Genomic DNA, 17,181 nt, shown 5'->3' with positions numbered 1-17,181 from the left:
GGAAGGGGAATTGGTCATTCGCATGAAAACCCTGACTAGTTATCCGTAACAAGCTAACTTGGGCGTGTTGCCATTCCTTCTGAAGATCATGCTGACCCAGGCCCCCCCAATTATCCCAACGATCCGAGTTTGTGCCCTTCATGCCCTGGCCTATTGCCCCAGATTGTTTTATTTAGAGGAAGTCGAAGAGCTTTATACCCAAGATGCAGCAGTGTTTGCGGGGCGGCGGCTCCATGTGGAACTGCAAAAACAAGAGGATGAAGATTGGGAAGAATTAAACCTCGAAAGTGAAACCTTGGGCATTCGGGGCCGGGTGGATGCTCTACGCACTCGCAATGGTCAAGTGATTCCCTACGAACACAAACGGGGCCGCTGCTATCGAGATCAAAATAAACAACCCCAGGCCTGGGCCAGTGACGAACTCCAAATCTTAGCCTATGCCTATTTGATTGAAGAGGCGTTAAATATTCCCATCCAAGAAGGTCGAATTCGCTATCATGCCGATAACGTCATGGTGCGAGTTCCCCTAACAACTGCCGGCCGCCAAAAAGTCCTGACTGCAATTCAACAAGCCCAGGCCCTGCGTCAATCGCTGCAACGCCCCCCCGTGGCCACCAATGAAAAACTCTGTGCCAGTTGCTCCCTTGCCCCTGTTTGCCTGCCGGAAGAAGCCCGTTTATCTCAAGACCCCGAGCGAGCCACATTTCGCCTTTTTCCCCGCGATGATGACCGGGAGATTATTCATGTCCTCACCCCTGGCTCGAAAGTGGGTAAATCCGGTGAGCAAATCAAGATCAACCATCGAGACCAGCCCGAGGAAAAATTACCTGCCCAGCGGGTGAGTCAAGTCGTTCTCCACAGCTTTTCCCAAATTTCGACCCAGGCCCTGCATTTTTGTGTCAGTCGAGATATTGGGGTGCATTTTATTACCGGGGGCGGTCGCTACATCGGCAGTTTTGATCCCCGCCAAGGCAGTATTCAACGCCGGATTCGTCAATATCAAGCCCTATCCGATGCCCAAGTCTGCCTACATTTAGCCAAATTACTCGTCACCTGTCGGGGCCAAAGCCAACGCAAGTTTCTCATGCGGGGTCAGCGGGGAAAGTCTGATATTCTCACCACCGTCACCCCAATCATTGAACAAATGCAGGCCGTCCTCAAACAGATCGAGCAAGTCAACTCTCTGGAATCGCTCCTGGGCCTGGAGGGAAATCTGGCCGCCCTCTATTTTTCCGCTTTACCCGCCCTATTAACTGAGCGGATTCCGGAAGAACTCAAATTTTCCGGCCGTAATCGTCGCCCCCCCAAAGATCCATTTAATGCCCTCCTCAGTTTTGGCTATGCCCTGCTGCTCAAAGACGTGATGAATGGGATTCTCACCGTTGGCCTGGAGCCTGCCCTTGGGTTTTACCATCAGCCCCGCTCTCAAGCCGCCCCCTTAGCCTTAGATTTAATGGAGATTTTCCGTGTGCCCCTAGTGGATATGGTTGTGGTCGCCTCAATTAATCGTAATCAATGGGAAATTAGTACGGATTTTGAATGCCGAGGTTCCCAAGTTTGGCTGAGTGAGAGTGGCCGGCGGAAATTAATTGATGCCTATGAACGCCGCAAGCAAGAAAAATGGAAGCATCCGGTCACCAATTACTCCCTCACCTATCGCCGGTTATTGGAATTAGAGGTACGCCTATTGGAAAAGGAATGGATGGGTGAGCCAGGATTATTCGCTAAGTTGGTGGTGCGCTGACATGGCAGAAAAACAAAACTGGTATCTCATCTGCTATGACATTCGCGACCCAAAACGTTGGCGCAAAGCCTATAAACTTCTCAAGGGTTACGGTGAAAGCTTGCAGTTCTCGATTTTTCGGTGTCTATTGACTCAACGCAACTGCGAAAAACTCCGTTGGGAACTCGAAAAGATTCTCGAACCCGAAGATGCTCTTTTGTTAGTTGGCCTGTGTGAACGTTGTCGGGAACGCTTGTGTGGTTGTAATCGGCCTGGGGCCTGGATTGAGTCTAGCGATGCTCACCAAATCTTTTAGCCAATGCAAGTATCCGAACGTGTTTGTCATTGATCAATCCCTGATTTGGCTCAATGGCCCCTCAACACTGATTTTTGAAGTTGTTGTTAGTTTCTACGATACTTGCATGACCTACAGCTCTGATACAGCAAGCATTTCGTGCTACAATTATAGTTAATTAGATGCTGTAAGACGTTGAGCACCACCTGTTTTTACCGATCCTTGAAAGACCTCAACCTAGGCCTGGCCTGGTAAGCCTTTCAGCGGGGGCGGTTCCTCTACCTTAGATGCCGTAAGGCGTTGAGCACTCCACTCAGAACAGGGCAAGACGCACTCGTCCACGATGTTCCTCTACCTTAGATGCCGTAAGGCGTTGAGCACGTTACACCCAAAACGACAAGTTGTACACTTTATCAACTAGTTCCTCTACCTTAGATGCCGTAAGGCGTTGAGCACAAGACAGAATTTACAAGTTTGCTGAGGTTATTGAGTTCCTCTACCTTAGATGCCGTAAGGCGTTGAGCACTCCGAATTTTTTATCAGTGTTGGTCTGACGCTGTGTTCCTCTACCTTAGATGCCGTAAGGCGTTGAGCACCCCTTATGGTTCATCCTGTGGCATCACGCTAAACTCGTTCCTCTACCTTAGATGCCGTAAGGCGTTGAGCACTAGCCGAGCATAAGTAGCTTGATCAGGGTGTTCAGTTCCTCTACCTTAGATGCCGTAAGGCGTTGAGCACCGCTCTGTCGTGGCGACAACGTAGGAAAGGGCAAGCGGTTCCTCTACCTTAGATGCCGTAAGGCGTTGAGCACTTCTGGCAGACCCAAAATTTACGCGTAAGGGGAAGGAGTTCCTCTACCTTAGATGCCGTAAGGCGTTGAGCACCGATCAACTTCACGAATTTCGGGGACAGTTACAGGGGTTCCTCTACCTTAGATGCCGTAAGGCGTTGAGCACAGTTTTCAGCGTGTTGCGGCGAGATTAGAAATTAGTTCCTCTACCTTAGATGCCGTAAGGCGTTGAGCACTATTAACTGATTGAGGGTAATCTTGGCCTGGGCAGTTCCTCTACCTTAGATGCCGTAAGGCGTTGAGCACTTGTGAGCAAAATTCGGAAGTTGTGGTTGCAATACCGTTCCTCTACCTTAGATGCCGTAAGGCGTTGAGCACTAAATAGCTACAACTTCCCTGGGGGGGGAGTCCTGGTTCCTCTACCTTAGATGCCGTAAGGCGTTGAGCACTGGATCGCAGGGTTAACCAGACCTCACTGTTTAGCGTTCCTCTACCTTAGATGCCGTAAGGCGTTGAGCACGTGTGGAATCGGTTCCAAATTCAGTCTTTGAATTAGTTCCTCTACCTTAGATGCCGTAAGGCGTTGAGCACAGCAGAGGCGATACTGTCGGCAAGTTGCACACAAGTTCCTCTACCTTAGATGCCGTAAGGCGTTGAGCACAACGGCGGGGCGGCCGACATTTACCCGATTGGTAAGTTCCTCTACCTTAGATGCCGTAAGGCGTTGAGCACAAAAACAATGCCAGGAACCAGACTTGAACTGGTGACACGTTCCTCTACCTTAGATGCCGTAAGGCGTTGAGCACCCGTTAACTGGGAGCAGGTGCAGGGTTCGAGCGAATGTTCCTCTACCTTAGATGCCGTAAGGCGTTGAGCACTCGCCCCAGCCTATTTGCCCCGTGCCTCGATGCCGGTTCCTCTACCTTAGATGCCGTAAGGCGTTGAGCACATCGAATCCTGGTAACTTGGGACAGCTTAGAGCTTGTTCCTCTACCTTAGATGCCGTAAGGCGTTGAGCACCACACGCTTAGACTGTGGTTGTTTTACGTGATCGTTCGTTCCTCTACCTTAGATGCCGTAAGGCGTTGAGCACTATTGGCAATAGATTTTATAGGTAATTTTGAAAACCAAGTTCCTCTACCTTAGATGCCGTAAGGCGTTGAGCACTTCGCAAGATCCAAGAGCTAATTGGTCAAAGGGCAGTTCCTCTACCTTAGATGCCGTAAGGCGTTGAGCACTTAAAAGGTAGGCTAAATCAATTACCTGAAATATGCTCGTTCCTCTACCTTAGATGCCGTAAGGCGTTGAGCACGTTAACCGGCCCCCCTTGGGGCCTCACTTCTTTTAGTTCCTCTACCTTAGATGCCGTAAGGCGTTGAGCACTTGAAAAGGCTAGAAAGACTCTTGTAAATCCTATTCGTTCCTCTACCTTAGATGCCGTAAGGCGTTGAGCACTTGTTCCCGGAGCAGTTAACGGCAGAGGAGCGATTGTTCCTCTACCTTAGATGCCGTAAGGCGTTGAGCACACTTCCCAGGCCAACGTCAACTTTTCCTTACCCTTGTTCCTCTACCTTAGATGCCGTAAGGCGTTGAGCACCTCGTAGGCGGCAAGGGCTTTATCCAGGGCATCTAAAGTTCCTCTACCTTAGATGCCGTAAGGCGTTGAGCACTTTAGTCTGTGGTGGTGTAGCGGGTGCGACTATTGCGTTCCTCTACCTTAGATGCCGTAAGGCGTTGAGCACGAATTTCAAAACGTTCAAATCAACGGAAAAGGCAAGTTCCTCTACCTTAGATGCCGTAAGGCGTTGAGCACACTACTATGATGGTCAATATGAGGTTTATCACTATGGTTCCTCTACCTTAGATGCCGTAAGGCGTTGAGCACACTTCTAATTCGGAATGATTTACTTACTGAATCCACGTTCCTCTACCTTAGATGCCGTAAGGCGTTGAGCACGACAGTATTGTAATAGTAATTGTTAATCGTATTAGTTCCTCTACCTTAGATGCCGTAAGGCGTTGAGCACTTCACTTGCTAATCCACTATCTCTTAACTAAGTAGTTCCTCTACCTTAGATGCCGTAAGGCGTTGAGCACAGGAGTTTTGGAAAAACTATTCACTAGGGCGCGGTAGTTCCTCTACCTTAGATGCCGTAAGGCGTTGAGCACCGCGAGGGGGCTAAAGCGGAATGCAGCCGACGAGGGGTTCCTCTACCTTAGATGCCGTAAGGCGTTGAGCACATCAGTAAAAACGATAGCGGCCCAGGCCTGGCCGGTTCCTCTACCTTAGATGCCGTAAGGCGTTGAGCACGTCAATCTCAGATTTGACCGATTGACTAATCTTTTGTTCCTCTACCTTAGATGCCGTAAGGCGTTGAGCACTTCAGTTCAGCCACGCGTTCCGCCCCATTTGGTTCAAGTTCCTCTACCTTAGATGCCGTAAGGCGTTGAGCACTCTTTGTATTCAGTAATCTTTTTAATAATCTTACTTAGTTCCTCTACCTTAGATGCCGTAAGGCGTTGAGCACACGGTGGTCAGGGCGACCATCAATTCTCTGTTCCAGTTCCTCTACCTTAGATGCCGTAAGGCGTTGAGCACAGGAGCCTCCCTTCTGGAGGGGGAAAAAAATCAGGCGTTCCTCTACCTTAGATGCCGTAAGGCGTTGAGCACTCAAGTTAATTGCGCTACTAAATCAGAAGCTAGAAAGGTTCCTCTACCTTAGATGCCGTAAGGCGTTGAGCACTTTATCTGTTAGTAATCGGTGGATTAATTCGGAGCTGTTCCTCTACCTTAGATGCCGTAAGGCGTTGAGCACTTTCTAAGTACGTCAAACAAATATCTGTTAATTGTGTTCCTCTACCTTAGATGCCGTAAGGCGTTGAGCACGAGCAATCCCGGCGGCGTGTAGTCCGTGGCCGAAGTTCCTCTACCTTAGATGCCGTAAGGCGTTGAGCACTTTCATCTCATTTCACTTGGTTTCACTTCATTTCACTGTTCCTCTACCTTAGATGCCGTAAGGCGTTGAGCACAGAAACGGTTGCGCTTAATTACCCTGGAACAAAAAGTTCCTCTACCTTAGATGCCGTAAGGCGTTGAGCACATCCGATTGGCAATTTGCTCCAAAGTCAATTCTGTAGTTCCTCTACCTTAGATGCCGTAAGGCGTTGAGCACAGTCTGCTAAAGATTGCTATCACCGCCCTAAACGCCGTTCCTCTACCTTAGATGCCGTAAGGCGTTGAGCACACTAAGAAAGGGTGGGATGACTACAAAACTCAGTTTGGTTCCTCTACCTTAGATGCCGTAAGGCGTTGAGCACCCGCAAACTAGGGAACAGATTACGGATACTCGTCCGTTCCTCTACCTTAGATGCCGTAAGGCGTTGAGCACGCAGTATTCACCCGCCAGAGAAGTTGTAGCTATTGTTCCTCTACCTTAGATGCCGTAAGGCGTTGAGCACCCAACTGAAATAATCCCAGCGATAGTAACTTTCTCGTTCCTCTACCTTAGATGCCGTAAGGCGTTGAGCACAACTGGAATTAGACGGTAAACCCTGTGATGTGTCTGGTTCCTCTACCTTAGATGCCGTAAGGCGTTGAGCACCTCATCCCGGCCTTTGCGGAACTTTTGGAAAGCCAGGTTCCTCTACCTTAGATGCCGTAAGGCGTTGAGCACAACTGGAATTAGACGGTAAACCCTGTGATGTGTCTGGTTCCTCTACCTTAGATGCCGTAAGGCGTTGAGCACCTCATCCCGGCCTTTGCGGAACTTTTGGAAAGCCAGGTTCCTCTACCTTAGATGCCGTAAGGCGTTGAGCACTTTATGGGGCTGCATCATCTGGAAATGCTCACATCAGTTCCTCTACCTTAGATGCCGTAAGGCGTTGAGCACACTCGCTCTTATGTCCAGAGCAAAATTACTAAGCTGTGTTCCTCTACCTTAGATGCCGTAAGGCGTTGAGCACCCAACTGAAATAATCCCAGCGATAGTAACTTTCTCGTTCCTCTACCTTAGATGCCGTAAGGCGTTGAGCACAACTGGAATTAGACGGTAAACCCTGTGATGTGTCTGGTTCCTCTACCTTAGATGCCGTAAGGCGTTGAGCACCTCATCCCGGCCTTTGCGGAACTTTTGGAAAGCCAGGTTCCTCTACCTTAGATGCCGTAAGGCGTTGAGCACTTTATGGGGCTGCATCATCTGGAAATGCTCACATCAGTTCCTCTACCTTAGATGCCGTAAGGCGTTGAGCACATTCGTTAGCAGATAGAAAGCCGTAACTCTTGTTAAGTTCCTCTACCTTAGATGCCGTAAGGCGTTGAGCACAAAAGATTGGAGACCCTAAGTATTTCTTAAATTTCGTTCCTCTACCTTAGATGCCGTAAGGCGTTGAGCACAACTCCCCAATGCCTTTGATTAGGTCTTGACACAGGTTCCTCTACCTTAGATGCCGTAAGGCGTTGAGCACGATGTCTTGCACGGTAAGGCATACAGCGATTATTAAGTTCCTCTACCTTAGATGCCGTAAGGCGTTGAGCACTTACTTTGCTGCTTAAGAGTACACACGTCTTTCGTGGTTCCTCTACCTTAGATGCCGTAAGGCGTTGAGCACGTCTGCTACTAGCTAAAGTATTAGAGACCGTATTAACGTTCCTCTACCTTAGATGCCGTAAGGCGTTGAGCACCTAAACGGCACGGCCAATCGTCTTGGCCTGATCAAGGTTCCTCTACCTTAGATGCCGTAAGGCGTTGAGCACTTTATCCGGTAGATGGCAAGGGGAGAGAGTTTGAGGGTTCCTCTACCTTAGATGCCGTAAGGCGTTGAGCACGGCTGGCCTAAAAAATGGTTAGCCCTATTTTTTTAGTTCCTCTACCTTAGATGCCGTAAGGCGTTGAGCACAATTTCTCGCTGACACCACCGGCAACCGGCGATTCCGTTCCTCTACCTTAGATGCCGTAAGGCGTTGAGCACAAGATGAATGCGAGATTGATTTGAACGTCTACTGGGTTCCTCTACCTTAGATGCCGTAAGGCGTTGAGCACGATGCTGCCAGGGAGAGGGACGACCAGCCCCTATAGTTCCTCTACCTTAGATGCCGTAAGGCGTTGAGCACAACAGTTCAAGTAACCCCTACTTTGTCCAATTTCGTTCCTCTACCTTAGATGCCGTAAGGCGTTGAGCACATAGTGACAAGTTGCAAGGTTGTCAAAAAAAATAAAGTTCCTCTACCTTAGATGCCGTAAGGCGTTGAGCACTTATTCATGACAGTATGAAGAACAGCCAGCCAGTGGTTCCTCTACCTTAGATGCCGTAAGGCGTTGAGCACCTTATTCTCGTGTCTGAACCATGACAACTAGGAGCTGTTCCTCTACCTTAGATGCCGTAAGGCGTTGAGCACCACTTTGACTTTGCTCTACGACAAAATTACAACTATTGTTCCTCTACCTTAGATGCCGTAAGGCGTTGAGCACCTTCTGCGATTTGGGTGCTGCACTAGCACCGTCTAAGTTCCTCTACCTTAGATGCCGTAAGGCGTTGAGCACTATTAAACGATTTGCAAGATTACAACGAATGGTTTGTTCCTCTACCTTAGATGCCGTAAGGCGTTGAGCACGAAGGCTGTATTAGGTGAATTAAATATATCTTACAGTTCCTCTACCTTAGATGCCGTAAGGCGTTGAGCACATTAAGACAAAGGTTATGCCAGAGCGGATTGTAGCGTTCCTCTACCTTAGATGCCGTAAGGCGTTGAGCACACCGTTAATTATTGCAGTGCCGAAAGTATAACCTTGTTCCTCTACCTTAGATGCCGTAAGGCGTTGAGCACGAAATAATGAACGGTTACAAAATATCCAACTACCAGGGTTCCTCTACCTTAGATGCCGTAAGGCGTTGAGCACGAAAGCTGTATTAAGTGAATTAAATATAGCTTACAGGTTCCTCTACCTTAGATGCCGTAAGGCGTTGAGCACACGCGTAAGGGGAAGGATAAAGCGGCCGTTAGGCGGTTCCTCTACCTTAGATGCCGTAAGGCGTTGAGCACTGCAGATTTACCGAAACAGGTTGCTTTAAGTTTGGTGTTCCTCTACCTTAGATGCCGTAAGGCGTTGAGCACAACTTACTGCTAGTGCTGAGTTAGCTCTAGACGCTAGTTCCTCTACCTTAGATGCCGTAAGGCGTTGAGCACCCCAAGAAACTGAGAGCTACGTCATCCCGTATGGCGGTTCCTCTACCTTAGATGCCGTAAGGCGTTGAGCACGCCTTAAGCACTTTGGGGATAATGCTTACTTTCTAAGTTCCTCTACCTTAGATGCCGTAAGGCGTTGAGCACTTGAAAGTCTTAAAATCGCTGAATTGACCAAGCTAAGTTCCTCTACCTTAGATGCCGTAAGGCGTTGAGCACAATCTGTAAGTCTTTCAAATTACCCACTGATAACGTTCCTCTACCTTAGATGCCGTAAGGCGTTGAGCACCCACAAAAGGGGGCCTGGTTACGGCGGGTAATTGTGGAAGTTCCTCTACCTTAGATGCCGTAAGGCGTTGAGCACTTCAACATTTTCATCAGTCAATTCGTCTGATTTCAGTTCCTCTACCTTAGATGCCGTAAGGCGTTGAGCACCCCTAGAGGTATTGGCCGAGATGACCACTGATTTATCCAGTTCCTCTACCTTAGATGCCGTAAGGCGTTGAGCACTGCCGCTTCACCGAAACAGGTTGCTTTAAGTTTGGTGTTCCTCTACCTTAGATGCCGTAAGGCGTTGAGCACTTGTCGTTCTTTTCTCGGACATTCGACTTTACCGTGTTCCTCTACCTTAGATGCCGTAAGGCGTTGAGCACACGAGCAGGAACGGCAGCGCGAGCATGTTGCGGAACGGTTCCTCTACCTTAGATGCCGTAAGGCGTTGAGCACATCCCTTAGCGGCAGTTACTTCCGCACTTGGTAGCGTTCCTCTACCTTAGATGCCGTAAGGCGTTGAGCACGCTTTCTTGCCGAAAGCCTCGAGTTTTCCGAACTCGTTCCTCTACCTTAGATGCCGTAAGGCGTTGAGCACATCTCCAATCAAGGGGCCGTGGTCAAAGTGATCAGTTCCTCTACCTTAGATGCCGTAAGGCGTTGAGCACTTTTCTCCATAAAGAAAGGCCCCTAGTGAGAGGCCGTTCCTCTACCTTAGATGCCGTAAGGCGTTGAGCACATAAAGCGTGGGACAAAGTCCAAACTGAACCGTTGGTTCCTCTACCTTAGATGCCGTAAGGCGTTGAGCACGCATCAGTCGCAAACTGAATCACCCCAGAGGCCATTGCCTCTACCTTAGATGCCGTAAGGCGTTGAGCACTTAAGTGAATTGTTTACGTTAACAATCACTAGGGTTGCCTCTACCTTAGATGCCGTAAGGCGTTGAGCACTGTAACGAGTCACCAAATTCTGGATCAAGAAATCATGATTTTTGGATCATTCTCTCTGACAGATTTGATCCAGAATTAAATGATCACATATAAGTGAAACTTATCAACTGCTCAGGTAGCTGGTCGAATAAAACAGCTTCCAGACCCCAGTGCCACCAACAGGGGTGTAGTAAAGTTGATTGTCGTACTCGTCCAGCACGGGATCGCCATTAATATCAAACTCCTTTAGCTGCTCGTTTTCGTCCGTCCCGAGATAGACCAAACGGCAACCCACACCTTCGTAAGTGTTTCCTCCGTTAGAGGCATAGAGCCTGAAATTACTGGCCGGAATATCGTTCAGGGTATAGTTCGCGGACTGGCTCACGATAATCGCCTGATCCACGTTTGCCTTCAGAACTACCTGCTGAGTAGCATCTGACATAAACTCTAGCCAATCGCCCACCTCGCAATCCTCGTTGGCAGGCAGCCTAATAATCTCTGTTACGGAATTTCCAGGGAGGATCAGGTAGGTGTTGTTGACCGCTGGAACTGTGTTATTGCCCGTTAATACCTGATAGCTACCTAGAGTACCGCCTCCACCGGACTCCCCGGAGCCTTGCACCTGTTCCCAATTCACTGGGTCTGCGCCAAGGGTTGAGACGGCACTTTTGAGGAGCCAAATCGTATTTTCCTGATCAGTGCCGGCCAAGATAGCTACGCCCAGGCCCTGTCTAAACTTAGCGGCATCATCCAAATCCGTAGCCCGTTCCCAAGAACCAGAAGCTGCTAGGTAAATTCCGTTAGCGGTAGCACTGCCCTGGTCTTTAACTAGCACCCGATCACCACCCGCCAAGGAAACCCCGTCAACGGTTTGCAGTCCAGACAGTGTAATGGATTCTGTGGTTGCCGCCCGACAGGGTTCTAGGAGCCAAACATCAGCATTGGACTCACCGGCCGGCCCCCGCAACATCAGCCCGACACTTAAATCCGTCTCATCTGCAAAGCTCCCGAGATGAGCCAAATACTCCACGGGCAGACTGAGATACCCAGACTCAGCCACCACCGACCCCAAAGCCTTGTAAAACGCATAGGCCGTATTGTCCAGCTTCCGCAAATGCACCACTGAACCGGAATTGATCAGGCTTAAAAGAGGCGTAGTGTTAACCGTGTTCAGGTCTTCGTTACTGAAATAAAGCGTAGTCGTTGAGGCAAAACTGGCATTATTCCGCCGGACTCGCCCCCCCGCTGCCCCCGCCTCCGTTGCTGTCGAAAACCGCATGGGGATTGTGATGCCGTCAAACCCATCATTGCCGTCCTGCCCATCAACCCCATCAGCCCCATTATCACCGTTAAGCCCAGTATCTCCCTTGTCACCCGCCGGGAAAATCATCACCCGGAGAACCTCGTTATCCTCAAGCGTCCCTTGACTGCCCAAAACTTGAGCAAACGTCCAGGCCCGGTCATAGCTTGTTAAATCCGCGCTACCGCCAGGGATGCCATTATTACTGAGCTTGAATATCCGATAAGCAGGATCGTTGGGATTGGGACGGGAAATATAGATAATCGCCTTGTAATACAGGGTGTCCAGCAGTTTTCTCAGATCATTTCCTTCGTAATCTTCGGCGTGAATCCGAATGGTTAGAGTTGAGCCGGAAGCCGCACTAAACCGAAAATAACCAGCCGTAGGATTGGGCAGCCCATCAGACGTATTGCTACTGAATCGATAGAGAAACCCCCAACGAATATCCCCTGCCAACGGTTGCCAGACTTCCGGCTCCGCGTCAATCCAGGGAATTATGCCGCTCTCGGTCACTGGGGATGTATGGCAGATATAGCTTCCCTTCCCCGGAAAATAAAGCACATCATCCACTTGCGGCAGAGGGGTATCAAACTCTTTCACCCCCAGATTTTGCCAATATAGTATTTACAATTAAGAAATAGAGACAGGAAAGCGAATGCCTTACAGTATGGATTTGCGCACCCGTGTTGTGACGTTTGTGAGGGAGGGAGGCAGTAAGGCGGAAGCTGCTCGCTTTTTTCAAGTGTGCCCGGCAACAGTTTATAACTGGTTAAATCGTGAGGACTTGCGCCCGACCGTCGTTAAACGCCGCCAACGGAAGCTGGATTGGTCTGCCCTAGAACGCCACGTCCACGACTATCCTAATGCCTGTCTCAGTGATAGAGCGGCTCATTTTGGGGTGAACATTAATGCGATTTGGTCTGCCCTGAAAGCCATGCAGATTACTCGAAAAAAAACAGCACAAATATCAAGAACGAGATACGCATGAGCGTCAAGCCTACCTGAAGCAGTTGCAAGGGATTGTGAAGAGACATGGGTCTTCTCACCTGGTTTACATCGATGAATGTGGATTTGACACTCGCGTCTATCAGCCGTGGGGTTGGGCAAAACGAGGGGTCAAGCTCTTTGGCAATCGGCCAGGGAAACGAGAGACACGGGATAATCTGCTGATGAGCCGATGTAACGATGAACTTCTAGCCCCCATGCTCATTAAGGGAAGTGTTGATGCTGACTGTTTTGTAGAGCAACGTTCGTAGAGACGTAGCTATCCACATGGGTGTTACCGAAGCTCACGGTTCCTAACTAAATATTCTCCAGACTGCTTCGCACGACCGTTGGTCTATAACAAGATAGAGTACGATTTTGCTGCGTTAAAAAAACGGAGGCAGTACGCACCACCGAATACAAAGATAGATGACATTATTCGAGACTACTCTACTCGTAATCTATAAGTCTTATTTTTAATTACTATATATTCCCAGTATCCTACTCTTGCTTAGAATGGCGATAAAGGTACTTTGCGTGAATCCTGAAAGAGCGATTTAGATTTCTCAAGCGGTCAATTACCCTGTTGCCCAGCTTTGACGACATTGATCTGTAGTTTACCTAACCAATCAATTAGACTTTCTAGCTGTTTATCCGCCGTTTGCATCCCCAGGCCCCGCACGGTGACTTTTCCTGGACTATAGACAAATCGGGTTTGTAGGTGGGTGGGTAAATTGCTCGCTAACACAGTCCAGGCCGGTTCTGCCATCGGGGTTTCGAGAATCACGTGTTGTTTAGATTCGGGCCGGATGCGAGAAAAGCCAAGTTTTTTGGCCACTTGTTTGAGTTCAACGACACGAATCAGTTGCATCACCGGGGCCGGCGGTACACCATAGCGATCCGTTAAATCGAGTAATACCTGTTTCAACGCCAGGCCATCTTGGGAGGCAGAAATAGCGCGATAGGTACTCATCTTTTGTTCCATGTCGGGAATATAGTCAGCAGGGATAAAGGCCGTGACACTCAGATCAATTTGGGTATCTTCCACCGTGGGAATCTCCTGACCCCGAATTTCGGCAATGGCTTCTTCCAACATCTCCACATACAAATCAAAGCCAATTGCATCCATTTGTCCGTGTTGTTCGGCTCCCAAGAGATTCCCGACACCGCGAATTTCCATATCCCGCATCGCCAGTTGATAGCCAGAACCGAGTTGGGTAAATTCCTGAATCGCCCGCAATCTCGCCCGTGCTTCATCGGTGAGAGATTCTTGGCGCGGATAAAATAACCAGGCATGAGCTTGAATTCCGGCCCGCCCCACCCGCCCCCGGAGTTGATAGAGTTGGGCCAGGCCAAATTTTTGGGCATCTTCCACCAGAATGGTATTGACACGGGGGATATCTAAACCGGATTCAATAATGGTCGTACAGACGAGAATTTCCGCCTCAGCATTAGAAAATCCCAACATCGTGGATTCCAGTTCCCCTTCCTGCATTTGCCCATGGGCCACCAATATCCGCGCGCCAGGAACCATCAGTTGCAATCTCCCAGCCACCTCCTCAATCCCGGCCACCCGCGGCACCACATAAAACACCTGCCCGCCCCGATCCAACTCCTGTCTGATGGCTGAACGGATCGCTTCCAAGTCATAGGGGGATAAATGGGTTTGAATCGGTCGTCTGGATGGCGGCGGCGTAGTAATTACACTCATTTCTCGGACACCGGACAAGGCCATATACAAGGTTCGGGGAATCGGTGTCGCACTGAGGGTTAAAACATCCACCTGGGTTTTGAGGGATTTAATTTTTTCCTTTTGATTCACGCCAAATCGTTGTTCTTCATCAATGACGAGCAGGCCCAAGTCGCGGAAATTTACGCCTTTGCCGAGCAGTTGATGGGTGCCCACGACTACATCTAATTCCCCAGTGGCCAAGCGTTGGAGGATATTTTTCCGTTCTTCCCCGGTGCGAAACCGATTGAGTAAGCCAACATGAATTGGATAGGGAGCAAAGCGTTCTTTCAAGGTGTGGTAATGCTGTTGAGTCAGGATTGTCGTGGGAGCCAAAACCGCAACTTGTTTCCCGGCTGTAATGGCTTTGAAAATCGCCCGAATCGCCACCTCAGTTTTACCAAAACCGACATCGCCACAGACCAAGCGATCCATGGGCCGATCCGATTCCATATCCTGCTTCACGTCTTGCGTGGCTTTGAGTTGATCCGGTGTCGGCTGATAGGGGAATGAATCCTCCATTTCCACTTGCCAAGGCTGATCTGGGGGATAGCGAAACCCTTGTTGTTGGGCCCGTTGGGCATAGAGTTGGAGCAGGTCAACCGCAACTTTTTTGATTGCTTTTCTAACTTTTTGCTTTGTCTTTTCCCAGGCCTGTCCACTGAGTTTATTTAACTGGGGTGGGGTGTCTTGTCCAGTGCGTAAGCGGGAGAGGGTATTAAATTGATCAGCGGCAATCCGTAGGACTCCATCGGCATATTGAATGACTAAGTATTCGCGGGTTTCATGGCTGATTGACAGGGGTTCGAGTTTGAGAAATCGCCCAATCCCGTGCTGCCGATGAACGACATAATCGCCGGGCTGGAGTTTGTTGACATCCACTTGTTTCGAGGCGGCCCGGCGGCGTTTACGGACATAGCCCATATTGGCCAGACTATGCTGCCCAAAAAATTCCCGGTCGGTGACAACAACGGTGCGCAGAGTCGGTAAGATAAACCCTTCTAACTCGGCTAGTCCCGAATATTTCAATGCGATTGGAACTCGCTGGGCCTGGAGCTTATCAATGGCCGGGAAATCTTTGGGGTTAGGGACAAATTGGGCCGGGCAATCGTGTTCTTGAAGCAATGCCACTGAGCGACTGGGTTGGGCCGAAATGAGCCAAACCGTAAACTTTTTCTCCCGTTCTTGGCGGATGGTTTCAGCAAGTTTGCCAAATTGATGGGGGATGGCTGGTACTGGGCGACTGGATAAATTTAACCCCTGATTCACTTCCGCGAGTTCATTCAGCTTGAGTTGTTGATAGGGATCAATTTGAGTTAAACAGTCTACAAAGGTTTGATGGGTCGCGGGCATTAACGACCGTTGATTCACCTCTTGCCAATGGCTTTCAATTTGTTCATACCAGTGATGACTATGTTGACGGCACTGTTCCGGCTCATCTAAAACCACCAATGTATTCGGAGCTAGATAATCAATTAAACTGGCGGGCTGGTCAAACGCTAATCCTAAAAATCGCCGCATTCCTTCGGGGGGTGTTCCCGCTTGCCATTGTTCTTGTTCTGGGGGGGTAAGAAGGGCTTGAATCTGTGATTTTTGCGACTGACTCAGGGCCTGGTCAATCAGGGGACTAAAACTGGTAGGGGTGAGAACAAGTTTGGGGATGGCATCAAGTGAGCGTTGATTGGCCGGATCAAATTCCCGCAGTTTTTCTAATTGTTCTCCAAACCACTCCAAACGCACCGGTAACTCCGCCGAGACGGGAAAAATATCGAGAATGTCGCCCCGCTGACTCCATTGCCCTTCCGATTCAACCAAGGGAACTCGCTCATAACCCAAATTGGCCAGGGTTTGACTCAGTGCTTTGAGATTGCTTTCCTGACCGACCTCAAGCCGTAAACAATAGTCTTGAAATAAATCCGGGGGTGGTAAATGGGGCTGGAGGGCGCGCTCGGTGGTGACAATGGCTAAATTCGAGTTTTCCCGACCCAATTCCGCTAAAACCTGTAACTGGCCCCAGGCCATCTCGGCTTCCATGTCAAAGGGATCGTAGGGTGAGGCTTCGGAGGTGGGATAGAACAACACTGACCCCCAACCCATCATTTCCAACTGCGCGGCCCAACGTCCGGCTTCTTCTAAGGTGGCAGTGATGACCAGGAGCGGCTGTGATTGCGCTAAAGTCGAGGCAACCAGGCCCTTGACCAGTCGGGGGATGCCAGTCAGATGCAGGGATTGTTGCTGTTGGAGCTTGGTCGTGAGTTCGGCAATGAGGGGGAGCTTGGCCCAACTTCGTTTGATCGCAGCTAAGGGCATAATTCAGTTTGAGGGTGAAAGATTTGTAAGCTACCAGACACTCCATGATAGCGGTTTCTTCGGCAGGACATTTTATAAAGTGCGATTGGATTATGGGGACTCCAATTAGAATGGAGAGGTGATGACTCAATTAAGGTTAAGCCTGTGACTGTTAGACACCCCCGATATACCAAAGAAGAGTTTGCCCGGCGTGGGGATGCACTCTATGAAACTCAGATTCGTGCTCAAGTGGAGTTCGACAATCAGGGAAAAGTCGTCGCGATTGATCTTGAAACAGGAGATTTTGAAGTAGATTCTAGTGAAATCACTACTGCCAATCGTCTTGAAGCCCGTCACCCTGATGCTCAAATTTGGATGGTGCGGATTGGTTCTCGCTATGTACGCCGTTTTGGACAAAGTAGCCGGAAAATTTCATGATTAGTGGCTTTGTAAATGCTGAGTTTGAAGCAATTATTCAGTTGTCTATTCGTCGTCATGATGGTTTTATTTTTCCCAGGATGCAATTATAGATACTGGCTTTAATGGCTGGCTTTCTCTATCTCCAGGCCTGATAACCCAATTAAATTTGACATGGAAAAGACGAGGGCGAGCAATTCTTGGGGATGGTAGTGAGTGTGGTAGTACTAAATCAGTAATGATGCATTGTAGTGGTGAATAAAATTCAAAAGTA

The 17,181-nt window shown here is 49.3% G+C and carries 6 protein-coding genes, 1 pseudogene and 1 CRISPR repeat array; of the genes and pseudogenes, 4 read left to right on the top strand and 3 right to left on the bottom strand.

What is annotated here, in order from left to right:
- Positions 1-88: 88 nt before the first annotated feature.
- Both RIF25_RS07115 and cas2 read left to right on the top strand, forming a co-directional pair.
- The gene (locus tag RIF25_RS07115; RefSeq protein WP_322877858.1) at positions 89-1,744 is read left to right on the top strand and encodes a type I-MYXAN CRISPR-associated endonuclease Cas4/Cas1; all 1,656 of its coding nucleotides are present in this window, start codon (positions 89-91) and stop codon (positions 1,742-1,744) included.
- A gap of 1 nt (position 1,745) precedes the next feature.
- Entirely contained in the window at positions 1,746-2,039 is a 294-nt protein-coding gene (cas2, locus tag RIF25_RS07110) for a CRISPR-associated endonuclease Cas2 (RefSeq protein ID WP_322877857.1), read from the top strand.
- A 251-nt stretch (positions 2,040-2,290) separates the two neighbouring features.
- Positions 2,291-10,209: a CRISPR direct-repeat array (repeat unit 36 nt; unit sequence GTTCCTCTACCTTAGATGCCGTAAGGCGTTGAGCAC).
- 103 nt (positions 10,210-10,312) lie between these two features.
- Here cas2 and RIF25_RS07105 read toward each other — a convergent pair.
- Positions 10,313-12,088: a hypothetical protein gene (locus RIF25_RS07105; protein ID WP_322877856.1), complete on the bottom strand. Its 1,776-nt coding sequence runs from the start codon at positions 12,086-12,088 to the stop codon at positions 10,313-10,315.
- Positions 12,089-12,143: 55 nt separating this feature from the next.
- On the opposite strand from RIF25_RS07105, the pseudogene RIF25_RS17215 reads away from it, so the two are divergent.
- Positions 12,144-12,726 (top strand): annotated as a pseudogene (locus tag RIF25_RS17215) (IS630 transposase-related protein); the annotation flags it as partial.
- Between the two features lie 320 nt (positions 12,727-13,046).
- On the opposite strand, the gene mfd reads toward RIF25_RS17215, so the two are convergent.
- Positions 13,047-16,511, bottom strand: a complete 3,465-nt coding sequence (mfd, locus tag RIF25_RS07100; protein ID WP_322877855.1) for a transcription-repair coupling factor — start codon at positions 16,509-16,511, stop codon at positions 13,047-13,049.
- 144 nt (positions 16,512-16,655) lie between these two features.
- On the opposite strand from mfd, the gene RIF25_RS07095 reads away from it, so the two are divergent.
- Positions 16,656-16,928: a hypothetical protein gene (locus RIF25_RS07095; RefSeq protein ID WP_322877854.1), complete on the top strand. Its 273-nt coding sequence runs from the start codon at positions 16,656-16,658 to the stop codon at positions 16,926-16,928.
- Positions 16,929-16,994: 66 nt separating this feature from the next.
- Here the strand turns inward: RIF25_RS07095 and RIF25_RS07090 are convergent.
- On the bottom strand, positions 16,995-17,181 hold a 187-nt coding region (locus RIF25_RS07090; RefSeq protein ID WP_322877853.1), incomplete at its 5' end, for a hypothetical protein.

Source organism: Pseudocalidococcus azoricus BACA0444 (assembly GCF_031729055.1).
GTDB lineage: Bacteria > Cyanobacteriota > Cyanobacteriia > Thermosynechococcales > Thermosynechococcaceae > Pseudocalidococcus > Pseudocalidococcus azoricus.
The sequence above is the reverse complement of the archived record's forward strand: the minus strand, read 5'-3'. Positions and strand labels throughout refer to the sequence as shown.